Below are 17314 nucleotides of genomic sequence, written 5' to 3'. Positions count from 1 at the left end.
CTGACCGTCACGCCTGCTCCGCCCGCTCCCGCCGCTGCTGCCGCCCGTACCAAGCCGCCAGCGCCGCTGCGATCGCCATGAAGATCGCGCTGGACGCGACCCCGGCCTGCAGCCCGTACCGTTCGACCGCCGCGCCGCCGACGATCGGGCCGATGATCTGTCCCGAGGCGAAAAAAGCCGTCGCCAGGCTCAGGCAGGCCGCATACGCATGGTGCGGGACTTGCCGGCGAAGCAGCGCCGTCGTCATGAGCGGCGGCGTAATGAACGACACGAGCCCGACCCCTGCCGCTCCCATCACGGTGACCCACATCTCGTCGAAAATCGCCCCGCCCGCGCCGAGCGTCCCTAGCGCCAATCCGATCGCAAGCGTATGCCCGCTCGGCCACCGGTCGATCGCTTTGCCTCCGATCCATCCGTTGAACAAGCCGGCGAAGCCGATTCCCGACCAGATCAGCCCGGCATAGAGGGTCGGAACGCCTTTGCTCGTCACATAGGGAATCAGATACGTGAAGTAGATGATGTAGCCCCAGCCGAAAAAGAAATACGAAGCGACCAGCAGCAGATGCTTCTTCGGGCTGAGCAGGAGGCGATATGCCCTTTCGCTCGCATCGTGCTGCTGCGGCTCCGGCCGGGAGCCTGCGGGATGGGCTGCGGCTTTCCTCGCGGAAAGCTCGAATCCGCAGGCGGCCACGATGCCGAATGCGCCCATGAGCGCCCAGGCATGCCTCCACCCTTGCAAGCGCGCAGGATCGATGGCGAAGGGGGCGAGAAATCCCGTCAGCAGAATGCCGGCGGAGCCGCCGAGCCAGATGAGGCCCGAGGCCGTCCCTCTTTCCTCCGGCCGGACGGCATCCAGCGCGATCGACAGCACCAGCACGGTCGCGAACGCCGACAGCCAGCCGGTCGCCAGCCGCCACAGCCCGAGCTGCACGAGGCGCCCGCTGAACGCCGAGCCGATCAGCGTCAGACCGAGCAGCAGGCAGGAGGCCCGGTTCATCGCCGCCCTGCGGCCGGGGAACCGCGCGATCAGCAGAGGGAGGCTCAAGGTTCCGGCCAAATACCCGATGAAGTTGACGGTGCCCAGCGTCCCCAGCTGGCCGTAGCTTCCCCCGATCGCCCTCTGGATGCCCGGCAGGAGCATGCCGTAGGACAGCCGGGAAAAGCCGAGGATGACGGCAAACAGCAGCGACGCCCAGAGCGTGAGCGGATTGAACGCGGAGCGCATCTCCAGGACGGCCCCCTGCTCCGTCGCAGCCGTCATCCGTGCAACCGGACGATCTCCGCTTCGATGCCCATCTGCTCGCAAAGCTTGCGGATGCGGCGCATGTCCAGCGCGGTCGAGATCCATTCGCAGCCTGCGGCGGATGCCTCCTGAGCCGCCCATTGCAGCACATAGACCAAGGCATCGGCATGCGCCTCCTTCGTCGCGAAGTCCTCCAGCACCAGCGTGCCGCCCTTGACCGAAGCACGCGCGTACGCCCAATGCTGGCCGGCGAAGCTGCGGGCGGCGAACCGCGTCGCCCCCTCCGCTTGGACGGCGGCGGAGAGCATCTCCAGCCATTTCCCGTAAGCGCCGGCTCCCGTCGGAGCTTTCGGATTCCCCCATTCCAGCGAATCGGCGGCCAGCCTGCGCAGCTCCTCGCCCTCCTCCACCCGTCTCCACTGCTCGCCCAGGAACGCGCTCGAAGGATCCGCCTTGAAGCGGACCTGCCAGGCGCGCTCGCGGATCGGGATGCCGTCCGCATGCAGCAGCTCGGAGACGGGAACGGAGGCCAGGCCTTCGGCTTGGGCATGGCGGACGAGCGAGCGGACCGCCTGCGGCGTCTCTTTTGCGTTTTCGTTGGCATGGAACACGAGGATCGCCCCCGGGATCAGCGCCGGAATCGCCCGCTCCACGAGCTGGGCGCTCGGCGGTCCCGACCAGTCGACCGTATCCTCCCCTTCGACGAGCAGGTAGTCCCACTCCCGCAGCCATTCCAGGTTCTCTTCCCGATAAGAGGCGTAAGGAAACCGCAAGATCGCCGGAGCCGGCCGGCCCGTCGCTTCCTGATAAGCGAGCTCGGCCAGCTGCAGCTCCTCGAAAAAGACGTCCCGGCTCACCTCCGCCATCCGGCGGTGATGGTACGTATGCATGGCGAGCTCATGGCCTCTGGCCAGCAGCTCCCTTGCCTTCTGCGGATGGCGGTCGAACCACTCGCCCGTCAGGAAAAACGTCCCTCGCGCGCCCCCCTGCTCGAGCGCCTCGAGCCAGGCGTCGATCGAGATCCGCATCGGACCGTCATCGAATGTAAAGGCGCATACAGCCGCCTCCGGATTGCCGCGAGTTATTGTTGCCGCTGTCATGGTGCATCCCCCTTTGGAGGCATCGCTTCCATGCGGATGCCGTCGGCCCTATTGTAAAAGGCGAGGAATGTTTTGTAAAATTGAATAATATGAACCATTCATTCGATAAACGCAAACAAAGGAGAGAGCCATGGATCTTCGTGCCTTAAAAACCTTCGAGGCCTGCGCGCGTCTCGGACATTTCCTGAAAGCCGCCGAGGAGCTCCAATACGCCCCCTCTACGGTCACCTTGCAGATCCAGCGCCTCGAGGCGGATCTCGGCGCTTCCTTGTTCCTGCGCGACGGCAAGCGCATGATCGTGACCGAGGCCGGCCGCTGGCTGCAGCAGGAGGCCGCGGCGCTGCTGAAGTCGATCGGGACGATGAGGCAGACCGTATCGGATATTGCGGCGGGTGAGAGCGGCTCGGTGCGCTTCGCCGCGATCGAGCCGGTCGCCAGCCAGCAGCTCGCGGCCGTCGTCGCGGATTTTTGCATGAAGCGGCCGGACGTGGACGTGTCGATGGAAGTAAGCGGCAGCCGGTCGATCGCGGAGCGGGTTCGGGACGGCGAGCTGGACTTCGGCATCTGCTCGGCCCCGCCGGCCGCGCTCCTGCTGGAGTTCGAGCCGCTGATCGAGGAGCGGCTGGGGGTCATGCTGCGCAAGAGCCATCCGCTGGCCGGCCGAGACCGCATCGAGGCCCGCGATCTGGCGGGCCATGCCGTGCTCGTCAAGGAGCCGACCTGCATCTATCGGGAGCTCTGGGACAAGGCGATCGGTCCGACGGGACGCGACCGGATCGCCTGCCGGGAGGTCGGAAGCTTCTACGTCATCCAGCGAATGGTCAAGGCCGGCTTCGGCATCGGCATCGTCCCGATGTACAGCGGGCTGGAGCAGGACGGCTCCTTGTCCATCCGGCCGCTGGCCGATCTGGAGCCCGTCGTGCAGGTCGGCCTCGCTTCCCGAACCAAGCCTTTGCTCGGCAAGGCGGCCCTGTCGTTGATGGAGGCGGTCCGAGGCATCGGAGAGCCCGTCCCGAACGCCGGGTAAGCTCCGGGCTCTCGCCCCCGGATGCAAAAAAAACCGTTTCGAGCCATGTCTCCATGGCTCGAAACGGCTTTCCTGCCGGCGAGGCTCCTCAGCCGGCCAGATCCTCGATGGACGAGACGTCCATGTACGACGGCACGACCAGGCCGAGCTTCGTTCCCTTCAGGTTCGCGCCGAGGTCCTCGTACTTGCCCTCGTACTGCTCCGCATAGTCCTTGTGCGTGATCGGCAGCCAGGCCGCGACCATCGCGTCGGCGTCGCCGCCGGCTACGCCTGCCCACATCGGGCCGGCCTCGACCTGCATCAGCTCGGTCTTGTAGCCGAGCCGGTGCTCGAGCACCCAGCCGACGACATTCGTGCTGGCGATCTCGGAATCCCAGGCGACGTAGGCGAGCTTGATCGTCTCGCCGGCGCCCGGCTCGATGCCGTCGACCCAGCCGTCGATCATCGCCGCGTTGTCCTCCGCCCAGGCGGCGGCAGCATCGGCCGGCTCCGCGCCTTCCTGCACGGCCGCCATCACCTTCGCCATGTCGGCGTCGGTCCACTCAAAGCGGTCGAGGAAGGCATAGGCCGACGGAGCATCTTCCTTGAGGCCGAGACGGGCGACCGTGCGGATCTCCTCGTCCTCGCCGAACGACTTCTTCGGATCGTCCAAGTACTTGAGGTCGTACTTGGCGAACATCCAGTGCGGCGTCCAGCCGGTGACGATGATCGGGTCCTCGTTCTTGACCGCCTTGTCGAGCGCGACGGCCATCGCCGCCGAAGAGCCCTCGACGAGCGTCCAGTCCGTCAGGCCGTAGTCCGTGACGGCGCGGTCCGCCGCGGCCATCAGGCCGGCGCCGGGGTCGATGCCGATGATCTTGTGGCCTACCGCCGCGCCGATGGAGCCGCTGCCGCCGCTCCCGGACGCTTCTCCGCCTGCGTTTGCGCCCTCATTGCCGTTCGACGAGCAGCCTGCCAAGACCAGCGCCGTCGCGATCGCGGCGGTTCCAAGCGTCTTCATCCATTTTTTGTTCAACGTTTACCCTCTCCTGTCTGCTTGTCTTTTTCCTTTGACCAGATGCTGCGTCAGGCGGTCCAGGAAGATCGCCAGAATGACGATCGCCAGCCCCGCCTCGAAGCCTTTGCCGGTCTTGATCTGGCTGACCGCCCGATAGACGTCCGCTCCGATGCCCTGCGCGCCGATCAGCGACGCGATGACGACCATCGACAGCGCCAGCATGATCGTCTGGTTGATGCCCGCCATGATGGAAGGCACGGCCAGCGGCAGCTGCACCTTGACCAGCTTCTGCGCCGGCGTCGAGCCGAACGAGTCGGCCGCCTCCACGAGGTCGGCCGGCACCTGGCGGATGCCGAGGTTCGTCAGCCGGATCGTCGGCGGCACGGCGAAGATGACCGAAGCAATGACGCCGGGCACGACGCCCAGGTTGAAAAACGTCACGGCCGGGATCAGATAGACGAAGGCCGGCATCGTCTGCATGAAGTCGAGGATCGGCGTCACGATCTGCTGCGTCCGCTTGCTGCGGGCGCAGGCGATGCCGATCGGGATGCCGATGACGATGCTTACGATCGCCGACGTCAGCACGAGCGCGAGCGTATCCATCGTATGGTCCCAGTACCCGAGGTTGTCGATCAGGAACAGTCCGACGAGCGTGAACAGCGCCATCTTCCAGCGCATGAACCGCCAGGCGAGAGCGGCCAGCAGCACGATCATCGCCAGCGCGGGCAGCAGATGCAGCACGTAGGAAATGCCCTCGACCGCGCCTTCGATGCCGGCCGCGATCGGATCGAGCACGAACCCGAGGCTGCTCTCGATCCAGTCGACCGCCGCGTCGACCCATTTATCCAGCGGAAGTTTCGGAAGCATCTCCGTCCACCTCCCGTCCCGGCACATGTCCGGCCAGCGCGCCGAGCACCGCTCCGCGCACGATGACGCCGACAATGCGGCCGGTCTCGTTCACGACGGCGACCGGCACCTTGCTGCTGCCGACGAGCTCGAACAGCTCGTTCAGCAGCACGCCGGGAGCGACCGTCGGCGCATCGCGGATGACGATGTCCTCGAGCGGCAAGCCGCGGCGCGCCGCCTCCGAGGCGTCCTCCGCCGTCAGCACGCCGATCAGCCGGCGGCTGCGGTCGGTGACGAACAGATTGGAGATGCCGCTCTCCCGCATGAGCTGCAGCGCGACCCGCGCGCCGCGGTCGATGCCGATCGTCTCCGGCCGGCGCATCACATGCGCCGCCGTCAGCACCTTGGACAGATCGACATCCTCGACGAAGCGCTCGACGTATTCGCTCGCCGGATTGACCATGATCTCCTCCGGCGTGCCGATCTGCACGATCGCGCCGTCCTTCATGAGGGCGATCCGGTCGCCGATGCGCAGCGCCTCGTCGAGGTCATGCGTGATGAAGACGATCGTCTTTTTCATCGTGTCCTGCAGATCGAGCAGCTCATCCTGCATGTCCTTGCGGATCAGCGGATCGAGCGCGCTGAACGCCTCGTCCATGAGCAGGATGTCGGGATCGTTCGCCAGCGCGCGGGCCAGCCCGACGCGCTGCTGCATGCCGCCGCTCAGCTCGTCGGGATAGCTGTCCGCCCGCGTTTCCAAGCCGACCAGCTTCAGCGCCTCGCGGGCTTTCGGCTCCCGCTCGGCCTTCGGCACCTTTTGCACCTCGAGCCCGTACTCCACGTTCTCGAGCAGCGTGCGATGCGGGAACAGGGCGAACTTCTGGAACACCATGCTGATCTTTTTCTGCCGCACGGTCCTCAGCTGATCCGCCCCGAGCCGCGTAATCTCCTGCCCGTCGATCTCGATCATGCCCGATGTCGGCTCGATCAGCCGGTTGAGCAGCCGGACGAGCGTCGACTTGCCGCTGCCGGACAGCCCCATGATGACGAAGATCTCGCCCGGCTCCACCGAAAAGGACACCCGATTGACCCCTACCGTATGTTTCGTCTCGTTGAAAATGCGGTCCTTCGACCAGCCCTGACCGAGCAGGGCGGAAATCCGTTTCGGATCCTCGCCGAATACCTTGGTCAGGTCCTTGACTTCAATGATGGGCAAATGCCTGCACCTCCTTGCGCCGCGGCCCCATCGGCCGGGCATTCACTCGAACCAGTCTAGCGAATGAAACCCGAAACCGTCAACCGTTAATTCCGTATATTTCGTATGTACGGTTTTTACTGTACAAAGTATATCTCCCATATCCTCCCGTTTCCTTACCGATCCTCCCCATCGCGTCGCTTTACTTTGGGGAATTTGTCTCATACAATTATTTTGTCAGCCGAGAAGGCGATGAAGGAGCGGACAAGATGAACGACAAATTTGCCGGACTGGAGCCAGATCAGGAGCAGGCGATCCACAAAGCCCGCAAGCGGGTGATCGAGTCCATCGGCAAGAACATGGATCTGTACGGGATCACGCAATCGACCGGGCTGCTGTACGGCCTCATGTTTTTCCAGGACAAGCCGATGAATCTCGACGAGATGGGACAGGCGATGGAGATGAGCAAGACCAGCATGAGCACGGGCATCCGGACGCTGGTCGATTTGAATATGGTCAACAAGGTGTGGGAAAAGGGCTCGCGCAAGGACCTGTACGAGGTCGAGCGGGACTGGCATCAGACGTTCGCGGACTTTTTCGTCTTGAAATGGCGGAAAGCGGTGGAGATGAACCTGACGGCGCTGCGGCGCTCGCAGAACGAGCTCGTCAAGCTTGCCGAAGGAGCGTCCGCGGAGACAGCCGAGCCGGTGCGGGCGGCCGTGGCCGGCGATCTCGACAAGATCGGCCAGGCGATCGCCTATTACTTGTGGCTGGACCGGGTCATCGACTTGCTGGAATCCGGCGGCATCTACGAGCATGTGCCCAAGGAGCCGGACTCCGACTGAGGCATGGCGCGGACGGACAAGCCCCGCGCGGGCAGCGGCTCGTCCCGAGCCTTGAGCCTGCGCGAACGAGAGCGGGAACGGAAGGAAGCTTCCGTCCCCGCTTTTCGGCATGCCTTTTTTCGCCTTCCGACCTCTAATTTAAATGGGATTTTTCGTCTATTTTTGCGGGTATTTCCTATTCCTTCCTTCATGCTAAAATGCAGATGCGCCCTCATGATAGCGCTTCCAATAAGAAGCGCCGAGCGCCAATCCACAAGCGAAAGGAGGACCGCAGCCCGCCGCTGCCGGCCTTGCCCGGCCTCTCAACCCGAATCGTAAATCAAAGGAGATGAACGTAATGAAAAAAACAACGCGCATGACCGCCTTCCTCAGCGTGCTGATCGGCTCGCTGCTGCTGTCCGCCACCGCCTTCGCCGCCGTCTGGACAAGCTCGGCCCAATGGGGCAGCTGGTCGAACGGCGGCTACACCGTCTACAACAACATCTGGGGCAGCGGCGCCGGCACGCAGACGATCTGGGCCGACTCGTACAGCAAATGGGGCGTGACCGCCAACCATCCGAACACGGGCGGCATCAAGTCGTACCCGAACAGCACTCGGCCGATCAACACGCAGCTGGCGGCGCTGTCCAGCCTCAAGAGCTCCTTCAACGTCACCGTGCCATCGAGCGGCTCGAGCTTCGTCGCCGCCTACGACATCTGGAGCGGCAACAACGCGCATGAGATCATGCTGTGGATGAACAAGCAGGGCGCCGTCGGTCCGATCGCCGGCTCCTGGGATTCAAACGGCAATCCGGTCGCGAACTTCACGAACGTGAGCGTCGGCGGCCATACGTGGAACGTGTACAAGGGCAGCAACGGCTCCAATGACGTGTTCTCCTTCGTCCGCACGAGCAATACGAACTCCGGCACGGTCGACGTGCTCGCCATCCTGAACTGGTGCAAGTCCAAGGGCTGGATGGGCAACGAGATCGTAAACAGCGTGCAGTTCGGCTACGAAATCACCTCCGCGCCGAACGCCACGTTCACGACGAACAGCTACTCCGTCAGCTTCTCGTAAGCCGCAGCCGGATCGGACGAGCGCACCGGCGGAGCCGCTCTCTGCGCCGCCGCCGGTGCGCCGTCATCCGTTCCATCCCTGAAAAAAGGGGCTGTCCCACGAGGCCGAATCGAATCGGCCTTGCGGACAGCCCCTTTTTCCATGCCGCTTCCCGGCAAGGGAAGCGGCGGCTTCGGGCGGTTCATTTGCGATGCATCTTGAACTCGAGGAACAGCTCGTTGTAATGCGACAGCATGCGCTTGCCGAGGTTGTCGTACACCTCGAGCCGGCTCGTCAGCTGCGGCGGCGGATAAAAGCGCTCGTCGGAGCGGATCTCCTCCGGCAGCAGCGGCACCGCGTCCTTGTTCGGCGTCGAGTAGCCGACGTACTCCGCGTTGCGCGCGGCATGCTCGGGCTCGAGCATGAAGTCCATGAACCGGTACGCGCCGTCCAGGTTGCGGGCCGTGCGCGGGATGACCATGTTGTCGAACCAGACGTTGGAGCCTTCCTTCGGAATCACGTAGTCCAGCTTGTCGTTCTCGTCCATGATCTCGGCCGCGTCGCCCGACCAGACGACGCCGGCAGTAGCTTCCTCGTTCGCCAGCAGCATCTTGATCTCGTCGCCGACGATCGCCTTGACGTTGGGCGTCAGCTTCTGCAGCTTGGCCAGCGCCTCCTGCAGATGGGCTTCGTTCGTATCGTTGAGCGAGTAGCCGAGGCTGTTGAGGCCGAAGCCGATCACCTCGCGCGCGCCGTCGACGAGCATGAGTCCGTTGCCCAGGCGCGGGTCCCACAGATCGTCCCAGCTGTCGAACACGAGCCCGTCCGGCACGAGCTCCGGATTGTAGACGATGCCGACCGTGCCCCAGAAGTACGGGACGGAATAGCCGTTGCCCGGATCGAAGCGCAGGTCGAGGAAGCGCTCGTCGATATGCTTCAGGTTCGGCAGCTTGGCATGGTCAATCGGCAGCAGCAGCCCCTCCTGCTTCATCTTGTCGATCGCGTACTCCGAAGGCATCGCCACGTCGTACGTCGTGCCGCCCTGTTGGATCTTGGTCATCATCGCCTCGTTGGAGTCGAACGTCTGGTAGATGACGGTGATGCCCGTCTCCTTCTGGAACTCCTCGAGCAGCTCGGGGTCGATGTAGTCGCCCCAGTTGTAGATGGTCAGCGTATTGGCGCCCGAGTAGCCCTGGCTGGAGTTCAGCCAGGACGTGAGATACAGGCAGCCGAGCGCGACGACGAGGATCGCCGCGAACGAGCGGATCAGGCTTTTCATGGCGTTCCCTCCTTGGCCGCTCCACGCGCCGCGCCGCCGCGGCCGGCCGCCGCCTGCGCGCCCGTGCCGCTGCGCCGCGTGAGGAAGTAGTACCCCGCCACCAGCAGCATCGTGAACAGGAAGATGAGCGTCGACAAGGCGTTGATCGACAGCGAGATGCCCTGCCGCGCCCGCGAGTAGATCTCCACCGACAGCGTGGAGAAGCCGTTGCCCGTCACGAAAAACGTGACGGCGAAGTCGTCGAGCGAATACGTCAGCGCCATGAAGAAGCCGGCGAAGATGCCGGGCTTGATGAACGGCAGCACGACGCCGGTCAGCACCTGCCAGCGGCTCGCGCCGAGATCGCGCGCCGCGTCGATGAGCGTCGGGCTCATCTCCTGCAGCTTGGGCAGCACCATCAGCACGACGATCGGCACGCTGAAGGCGATGTGCGCGAGCAGCACCGACACGAAGCCGAGGCGGATGCCGATCATCGTGAACAGGATCAGGAACGACGCGCCGATGATGACGTCGGGGCTGACGATCAGCACGTTGTTGAAGCTGAGCAAAGTGTTTTTCGTCCGGCGGCGGCGCGCCTCGTGGATCGCCAGCGCGCCGAGCACGCCGAGCACGGTCGACAGCAGCCCGGACAGCAGGGCGATGACGAGCGTGTTCAGCACGATGATGAGCAGCCGCGTATCGGCGAACACCTCGCGGTACCAGTCGAGCGTGAAGCCGTCGTAGCCGTGCATCGTGCCGCCGCTGTTGAACGAATAGGCCATCAGATAGAAGATCGGCGCGTACATGATCGCGAACACCGCGATCAGATACAGGTTGGACCAGCGCCAGCGCCTGCTCTCGCTCATCGGATCACCCCCTTGCGCTGTCCGGCCGCGAACATGATCGCCACCATGACGAGGATGAGGAACACCGCGATCGTCGAGCCCATGCCCCAGTCCTGGGTGACGAGGAAATGCTGCTCGATCGCCGTGCCGAGCGTAATGACGCGGTTGCCGGCGACGAGGCGCGTAATCATGAACAGCGACAGCGCCGGGATGAACACCGCCTGGCAGCCGGCCTTCACCCCGTCGATCGTCAGCGGGAACACGACCTTGGCGAACGTCGTCCACGCCGAGGCGCCGAGATCGCGCGCGGCGAACACGAGCGACGGATTGAGCTCCTCGAGCGCATTGAAGATCGGCAGGATCATGAACGGGATGAAGATGTACACCGAGACGAACACGAAGCTGAAGTCGGTGAACAGAATCTGCTGCGTGCCGATGCCGACGAGCTCAAGCAGCTGGTTGACCGAGCCGTACGTGCCGAAGATGCCGAGAAACGCATACACCTTGAGCAGCAGGTTGATCCATGTCGGCAGGATGATGAGCAGCAGCCACAGCTGCTTGTGCTTGGCGCGCGTCAGCGCCCATGCCGCCGGATAGGCGACGAGCAGCGAGAACAGCGTGATCAGCAGCGCGTACCAGAACGAGCTGAGCGTCATCCGCAGGTACACCGGGGTGAAGAAGCGCGCGTAGTTGTCGAGCGTCAGCGCGCCCTCCACGTCGAACAGCGAGCGGTACGCGATGAGCGCGATCGGCGCCGCGACGAACAGCACGATCCACAGCGTGTACGGCACGAGGAAAAGGTTGCGGCTGCGGACGGACACTAGCTGTTCCCTCCCGGGCGGCCGGTCTCGACGATCGGCGGCCCTTCGCCAAGCTCGCGCCGCAGCGCGGCTTCCTCGGCATTCTCCGCTTCCTCATAGCCCTCGAGGCGGCGGTCGAAGTCCTCCTCCGACTCGCCGAAGCGCATGACGTGGATCGCCTCCGGGTCGAAGTCCAGCCCGATCGCCTCGCCGACGACCGCCTTGCGGGTCGAGTGGACCATCCACTCGTTGCCGGAGTCGTCCATGCAGATGATCTCGTAGTGCACGCCGCGGAACAGCTGCGTGTCGACGGTCGCGGCCAGCTTGCCCGCTCCCGCCGCCGTCATCTCCAGATCCTCCGGGCGGATGACGATCTCGACCGGCTCGCCGCGCCGCAGGCCGCGGTCGACGCATTCGAACTCCTTGCCGGCGAACTCGACGCGGTAGTCGTCGAGCATGCGCCCCGGCACGATGTTGGACTCGCCGATGAAGTCCGCGACGAAGCGGTTGATCGGCTCGTCGTAGATGTCGGTCGGCGTGCCGCTTTGCTCGATGATGCCTTTGTTGAGCACAAAAATCTCGTCCGACATCGCCAGCGCCTCCTCCTGGTCATGCGTGACGAAGATGAACGTGATGCCGAGGCGGCGCTGCAGCTCGCGCAGCTCGTACTGCATCTCCGTGCGCAGCTTGAGGTCGAGCGCCGACAGCGGCTCGTCGAGCAGCAGCAGCTTCGGCTCGTTGACGATCGCGCGGGCGATCGCCACGCGCTGGCGCTGGCCGCCGGACATCTCGCGGATCTCCCGCTTGCCGTAGCCCTCCAGGTTGACGAAGCGCAGCGCCTCCTCGACCTTGCGCTCGATCTCGTCCTTCTTGAGCTTGCGGATGCGCAGGCCGAAGGCGACGTTGTCGAACACGTTCAGATGAGGAAACAGCGCGTAGTCCTGAAACACCGTATTGACCTGCCGCTTGTTCGCGGGCAGGTCGTTGATGAGCTTGCCGTCCATGCGGATTTCGCCGCTCGTCGGCTCCATAAAGCCCGCGATGAGGCGGAGGATCGTCGTCTTGCCGCAGCCCGACGGGCCGAGCAGGGTGTAGAACTTGCCCCTCTCGATGTCGAAGGATACGTCGTTCAGCACGGGAACGCCGTCCTCGTATTGCTTGGTTACTCCCCGGAACGAAATGACCGGTACCTGCTCCATGCCGCAGCTTCCCTCCTGTTCAGCGCCTGTGCGTCTGTCCGCCCGGCTTTGCGAGCCGCTGCGGGACAGGCTTGATCATGCCCCATTATACCCCAAACGGCGCGCTCTGGGACGTTTTTCCGCCAGATGCGACTCCTCCGGCGGGACGCCGGGGCCGACCGGAGCCTTCCGCTGGGGCCGACCGGAGCCTTCCGCTGGTGCCGACCGGAGCCTTCCGCCGCAGGCCGCAAGGCCCAGCCCGGACCGTCCGGCGTTTGATTTTTTGCCGTCGCCGGCCCTCTCGGCCCCGATCTATCGGGATAAGAAGAGCGGACAGGGACTTTCGAAGGGGATAGATGAAAATCGAAATGACGCAACTATCGTGACGCAAGTCCGATTAACAGAATTCGACATCCTGTTATAATTCAGGTTGATCCGGCCCTTTAGGCCCCCTTACATCATGACGAGACCAGGAGTGAGTTCATGCGACGTTTGATCCAGACCGGCACCGCCTTTGCCCTGATCGCAGCGGCAGGAGCGGGAGCCGCAGCCCCCGCCGGAGCCAGCCTCCCATCCCCATCCGGCTCCCCTTACGCCGATGCCGCCTCCGCTCGAGTGCTCGCCGGCATGGCCGGCGCAGGCGCGCCCTCTTCCCTGTCCGCCGAAGCCGACGCGCCTTTCTCGGAGCGGGGAACCCCTCAGGCGCTCGGCGGCGCGATCGCCGACTATGCGCTCGACTACGTCGGCACCCCCTATCAGTACGGCGGCGCTTCGCCCGCCGGCTTCGACGCTTCCGGCTTCCTGCAGTACATCTATCGCTTCTCCGCCGCCGAGGTCCAGCTGCCCCGCACGGTCGCCGCGCAGTTCGAGAACGGCGCGCCGGTAGGCGGGCAAAGCCTGCTGCTGCCCGGGGACGCCGTCTTTTTCCGCAGCGGCGCGGCCGTCTCCTTCGCCGGCATCTACATCGGCAACAAGGAATTCGTCTCCGCCACCGTCGACGGCGTCAAGCGCTCGTCGCTCGCCTCCGCCTACTGGCAGGAGCGGTATGCCGGCGCACGCCGCATGACGGAGAAGGCGCCATCCGCCGGAGGCGGATCGGGCACGAGCGCAGGCTCGGGCGTCGGCACAGGGACGGGCGCTGGCACAGGATCTGGGACGGGCGCAGGCTCGGGCGCAGGCTCGGGCGCAGGCTCGGGCACAGGCACAGGATCTGGGACGGGCGCTGGCAGCGGCTCCAGCAACGGACTGGCCGGCCCCGATCAGACGCGCGCCGCGATGCGGGAGAACGCCTATTTCGACTCCGTATCCCGGTTCCTGGACAAGGCCAAGCCCGTGCTGGACGCCTCCGCCTACAACCGGCTGGCGGACAAGGCCGAGCTCGCCTTCCAGCAGTACGAGCAAGGGCTGTACCCGGCGATGCTCGCCGCGCATGAGGAGATCATCGACGAGGTCGAGGCGCTCCCTGCCGACGCGCGGAGCCGGATCGGCATCAAGGGCAGCGATCTGTACGGCTCCTCCATCCCCGCCGGCCTGTACACTGTCGCGGCCAACGGAGAGCTGAAGCTGAAAAACGAGAGCGGCTACTCCGTCACGCTTTCCCAGCGCGCCGCCGCGGAGCAGCTGTGGAAGCAGGTGCAGGCCGCGTATCCGAAGGCGTATCTCGCTCTCGTCAAGGAGCTGCGGCTGGACGTCCATCGCGGCGGCCTGTCCCGGGTGGAGACGCTTGCCAAAGGAAGCGTGCGGCTCGTGCTCGACCCGTCGGATCTGACGCCGGGAGCGGTGCAGAAGACGCGCTGGTCGCTCGCGCGCGAGCTCGGCAAGCTCGTCACGCAGCAAGGTCCCGCCGGCTCGCAGCTCGATCATCTCGGCGGCGCCTCGTCCGCGCTCGGCGGCGCGGGCGGCCTGGTCGGGGGCGCCTTCGCCGGTCCCGCCGCCGGCAGCAGCCAGTGGCTCTATGCTCGCAAGGACTCGCTCCTGACGGCCTACTACGGCAAGTTCTGGCCGGCCGAGGTCGCCTCCGCGGCGCGCGCCGGCAAGCCGATGACGACGCTCTATACGAAGCTGTTCTTCCGCGACGCGAGCGCCTATCAGGCGCAGGAGGACATCGCCGACGCCTGGGCCGCGTTCCTGCTCTACGATAAGCCGGCCAAGCCCGCCGATCGCCGCGACGAGAAGATCCTCTTCTTCTACGCCAAGCCGGAGCTGGTCTCCGTGCGCGCCCAATACCGCAGCGGCGTCGGCCTCTCCAAGTCGTATCCGAAAACGACCACCTTCGCCGACCTGATCGGTCCGCGCACCTGGTAGCGGCTTCGCCGGCTCGCCGGCGAAGCGACGGTAGCTGATGCCTTGGGAGCCCGAGCGGCAACTGGGGCAGCTGGCGGCCGCCGGCTCCCTGGCGAAGCGACGGCTGCCGATGCCTTGATAGACGAACGAGACGCAGCGGAGCGAGGCTCCGGCTCGTCTCGTTTTTTCATTTTCCCTTGTTCGTGGACATCCAGTCGACAGCTTGCCCGGATTCCACGGCTGCGCCGGATCCAAGGCACATTTCTGCCTTGGTTCGCCCGCTTCCCGGTCGTAGGGCCGAATCCAAGGCACATTTCTGCCTTGGTTGGCCCGCTTCCCGGTCGTAGGGCCGGATCCAAGGCACATTTCTGCCTTGGTTCGCCCGCTTCCCGGCCGGAGGGCCGAATTCAAGGCATATTTCTGCCTTGGTTCGCCCGGCTCCGGCCCGGTTCTCGCGCGCAGTCGCCCCTGCAAGTCCGTTTTTTTCCGCGCTCCCCCCGCCTGTTGTCCCTTTCCAACTGCAGCGGCTGTTCATATGGTAAGAGATAGAGCGGAAGGAGTGGAAGATCGGCACATGAACGGATCGGACGTCGTCATGACCATATGGGCGGAAAAAGGGCTGCGTCAGATCTACTGCGACCGCGCGTCGGACTCATCCTTCGTCCGCGAGCTGGCCGGGGCTGCCCGGCGGGCAGGCCTGTCCGTCCACGGCTGCTCCAGCCTGGCGGCCGCGCTGAGCGCGGCGGAAGGCTATGCTCTCGCCTCCGGCTCCCCGGCGGCTGCGATCGGGACAAGCGCAGAGCTGTCCCGCGCCGAGGCGGCCTCGATCCGGGCGCTGTCGGCCGCGAGCGTGCCGCTGCTGCTGCTGCTGCCCGGCTGCGCCGGCAGGCCGTCGCGGTCCGGCTCGGGCTTCAAGTCGAGCGCATTGCTGCGGCAGGAGGACGACTGCCGCAGCACGCTGGAAAAAGCTTATTTCCTTGCGGCGCGGCACGGCCGGAAGGGTCCTGCGCTCGTGCGGCTGGCTCCTTCCTTCGCCGGCGAACGCTCGCGCCGCCCGCCCTTCTCCATGCCCGCCTACGAGGACAGCGAGGATTATATGGAACGGCTCGTCTCCGAGCCGCCGATCCGCGACGAGCAGCTGGACCGGATCGCGGACGGACTCGCGCGCGCTCGGAGGCCCCTGATCGTCGTCGGCGGCGGCGTGCTTCATGCCGGAGCGGCGGCGGAGCTGGGAGAGCTCATCGCCCTGACCGACATCCCGGCGGCAGCGACTCCCGGCGGCTGGAGCGCGCTTGCCGGGGGAGGCCGTTCCGCGCAGAATGTCCTCCCTGTGACGTCGCTTCCCGGCGGCCGGAACGTCCTGCCGGGCGAAGTGCCGAACGCGCAAACCGGCCTCCCTGCGGCAGCAGCTCCCGACGAGGGAAGCGCTCTGCCGGGCGGCGTTCCGACTGCACGCGAGCTGCCGGCTCAGGGTCGGCAGGCGCCAGCCGACTATGTGCTCGTGCTCGGCAGCGGAGAGCCGGCTCCGGCCGCATCCGGGGCGCGCATCGACATCGATCCGGCTGCGCTGGCGCGACCGGAAGAGGCCGCTCTCGAACGGCTGCAAAGCGACATCCGGCTGTTCCTGACCGCGCTCTCGGCGCGCTGGCTCGCACGCGGACTGCGGCGGCAGCCGGCTCTGCTCCCGCAGACGCCGGAGCCGGCACCCGGCTGCGAAGCTCCATGCGGTCCGATTCCTCCGGCCGCCCCGGTTCCTCCAGCTGCCGAGCTCCTGCCACCGAGCGGTCCGATTCTCCCGGCTGCGGCGCTACCTCCGGCCGCCTCGGTTCCTTCGGCTGCCGAGCTCCTGCCACCGAGTGGCCCGATTCTCCCAGCCGCAGCACTACCTCCGGCTGCACCGCTACCTCCGGCATCTGCGTTACCTTCAGCCTCCGCGCGTCCTCCGGCCGCCCCGGTTGATCCGGCTGCCGAGCTCCTGCCACCGAGTGGCCCGATTCTCCCAGCCGCGGCGCTACCTCCGGCTGCACCGCTACCTCCGGCATCTGCGTTACCTTCAGCCTCCGCGCGTCCTCCGGCCGCCTCGGTTCCTTCGGCTGCCGAGCTCCTGCCACCGAGTGGCCCGATTCTCCCGGCCGCGGCGCTACCTCCGGCTGCACCTCTACCTCCGGCCGCTGCGTTACCTCCAGCCTCCGCGCACCCTCCGGCCCCCCCGGTTCCTCCGGCTGCCGAGCTCCTGCCACCGGGCGGCCCGCTCGCCCCGGCTCTCGCGTCCAGCCCCGTCGATCCGGCTATCCCGGACGGCGCTGCGGACGGCGCGGAAAGCTGCCGCCTTCCCGGCTCCGTGCTGCTCGCCCGCCGCGGCTGGTCCGGCTTGCCCGAGCTGCAGCGACTGCTGCTGCTCGAGCCGGGACAGCGGCTGCTGCTGCTCGCGGGGCCGGCGGGGCATGAGGCGGACGCCGCGCTCGGCGCGTCGCACGGCGCTCCGAGCGCGGACGTCACGCTGCTTTTGCCCTGCGCCTCGGGCAGGGGCGCGCCGCTGCTGCGTCCCCCTGGCCGCGGCGCCCCGTCGGCGCGGGTGGCGCGGCTGAGGCGGCCCGCCGCCCGGCCAAAGCCAAAGGCCTAAGCAGCTGCCGTCCGGCAGCTCTCAGGCCTCGGGATATG

The 17314-nt window shown here is 66.0% G+C and carries 14 protein-coding genes; 5 read left to right on the top strand and 9 right to left on the bottom strand.

Annotated features, from left to right (window positions below; translation table 11 throughout):
* Positions 1 to 7: 7 nt before the first annotated feature.
* Positions 8 to 1261, bottom strand: coding sequence for a YbfB/YjiJ family MFS transporter (locus B8V81_RS14395; protein WP_244912766.1), 1254 nt, complete (start codon positions 1259 to 1261; stop codon positions 8 to 10).
* Positions 1258 to 2343 carry a polysaccharide deacetylase family protein gene (locus B8V81_RS14390; protein WP_101808596.1) on the bottom strand — a complete coding sequence of 362 codons (1086 nt, stop codon included), beginning with the start codon at positions 2341 to 2343 and terminating at the stop codon, positions 1258 to 1260. Before B8V81_RS14390 ends, B8V81_RS14395 begins: the two co-directional genes overlap by 4 nt.
* Positions 2344 to 2473: 130 nt before the next feature.
* Between B8V81_RS14390 and B8V81_RS14385 the strand changes: the two genes are divergently transcribed.
* The gene (locus B8V81_RS14385; protein WP_101808595.1) at positions 2474 to 3370 is read left to right on the top strand and encodes a LysR family transcriptional regulator; all 897 of its coding nucleotides are present in this window, start codon (positions 2474 to 2476) and stop codon (positions 3368 to 3370) included.
* An 88-nt stretch (positions 3371 to 3458) separates the two neighbouring features.
* Here B8V81_RS14385 and B8V81_RS14380 read toward each other — a convergent pair whose 3' ends face one another.
* The 3 genes from B8V81_RS14380 to B8V81_RS14370 are packed head-to-tail and all read right to left on the bottom strand — an operon-like array spanning position 3459 to position 6429.
* The gene (locus tag B8V81_RS14380; protein WP_101809416.1) at positions 3459 to 4370 is read right to left on the bottom strand and encodes a glycine betaine ABC transporter substrate-binding protein; all 912 of its coding nucleotides are present in this window, start codon (positions 4368 to 4370) and stop codon (positions 3459 to 3461) included.
* A gap of 18 nt (positions 4371 to 4388) precedes the next feature.
* Complete coding sequence (locus B8V81_RS14375) at positions 4389 to 5234, bottom strand: ABC transporter permease (RefSeq protein WP_028598076.1); 846 nt, start codon at positions 5232 to 5234, stop codon at positions 4389 to 4391.
* Positions 5209 to 6429, bottom strand: a complete 1221-nt coding sequence (locus B8V81_RS14370) for a quaternary amine ABC transporter ATP-binding protein (protein WP_101808594.1) — start codon at positions 6427 to 6429, stop codon at positions 5209 to 5211. The genes B8V81_RS14375 and B8V81_RS14370 overlap by 26 nt, the downstream gene beginning before the upstream one ends.
* A gap of 248 nt (positions 6430 to 6677) precedes the next feature.
* Here B8V81_RS14370 and B8V81_RS14365 point away from each other — a divergent pair, with 248 nt between their 5' ends.
* Complete coding sequence (locus tag B8V81_RS14365; protein ID WP_028598078.1) at positions 6678 to 7253, top strand: GbsR/MarR family transcriptional regulator; 576 nt, start codon at positions 6678 to 6680, stop codon at positions 7251 to 7253.
* A 337-nt stretch (positions 7254 to 7590) separates the two neighbouring features.
* A complete protein-coding gene (locus tag B8V81_RS14360; protein WP_101808593.1) occupies positions 7591 to 8310 on the top strand; it encodes a GH12 family glycosyl hydrolase domain-containing protein in 720 nt (239 codons plus the stop codon).
* 181 nt (positions 8311 to 8491) lie between these two features.
* Here the strand turns inward: B8V81_RS14360 and B8V81_RS14355 are convergent, their stop codons facing one another.
* The 4 genes from B8V81_RS14355 to B8V81_RS14340 are packed head-to-tail and all read right to left on the bottom strand — an operon-like array spanning position 8492 to position 12391.
* Positions 8492 to 9568 (bottom strand): ABC transporter substrate-binding protein, encoded by a 1077-nt coding sequence (locus tag B8V81_RS14355; RefSeq protein WP_101808592.1) that lies wholly within the window; start codon positions 9566 to 9568, stop codon positions 8492 to 8494.
* Positions 9565 to 10413: an ABC transporter permease gene (locus tag B8V81_RS14350; protein ID WP_101808591.1), complete on the bottom strand. Its 849-nt coding sequence runs from the start codon at positions 10411 to 10413 to the stop codon at positions 9565 to 9567. Before B8V81_RS14350 ends, B8V81_RS14355 begins: the two co-directional genes overlap by 4 nt.
* Positions 10410 to 11213 carry an ABC transporter permease gene (locus B8V81_RS14345; protein ID WP_101808590.1) on the bottom strand — a complete coding sequence of 268 codons (804 nt, stop codon included), beginning with the start codon at positions 11211 to 11213 and terminating at the stop codon, positions 10410 to 10412. Before B8V81_RS14345 ends, B8V81_RS14350 begins: the two co-directional genes overlap by 4 nt.
* A complete protein-coding gene (locus B8V81_RS14340) occupies positions 11213 to 12391 on the bottom strand; it encodes an ABC transporter ATP-binding protein (protein ID WP_101808589.1) in 1179 nt (392 codons plus the stop codon). The genes B8V81_RS14345 and B8V81_RS14340 overlap by 1 nt, the downstream gene beginning before the upstream one ends.
* A 462-nt stretch (positions 12392 to 12853) precedes the next feature.
* On the opposite strand from B8V81_RS14340, the gene B8V81_RS14335 reads away from it, so the two are divergent.
* Positions 12854 to 14674, top strand: a complete 1821-nt coding sequence (locus B8V81_RS14335; protein WP_101808588.1) for a C40 family peptidase — start codon at positions 12854 to 12856, stop codon at positions 14672 to 14674.
* A 553-nt stretch (positions 14675 to 15227) separates the two neighbouring features.
* Complete coding sequence (locus tag B8V81_RS14330; protein ID WP_180968449.1) at positions 15228 to 17276, top strand: hypothetical protein; 2049 nt, start codon at positions 15228 to 15230, stop codon at positions 17274 to 17276.
* Positions 17277 to 17314 lie beyond the last annotated feature (38 nt).

It is taken from the genome of Paenibacillus pasadenensis, from assembly GCF_002864175.1.
GTDB classification, from domain to species: Bacteria; Bacillota; Bacilli; order Paenibacillales; family Paenibacillaceae; genus Paenibacillus_O; species Paenibacillus_O pasadenensis.
This window is presented reverse-complemented; position numbering and strand designations above follow the sequence as displayed.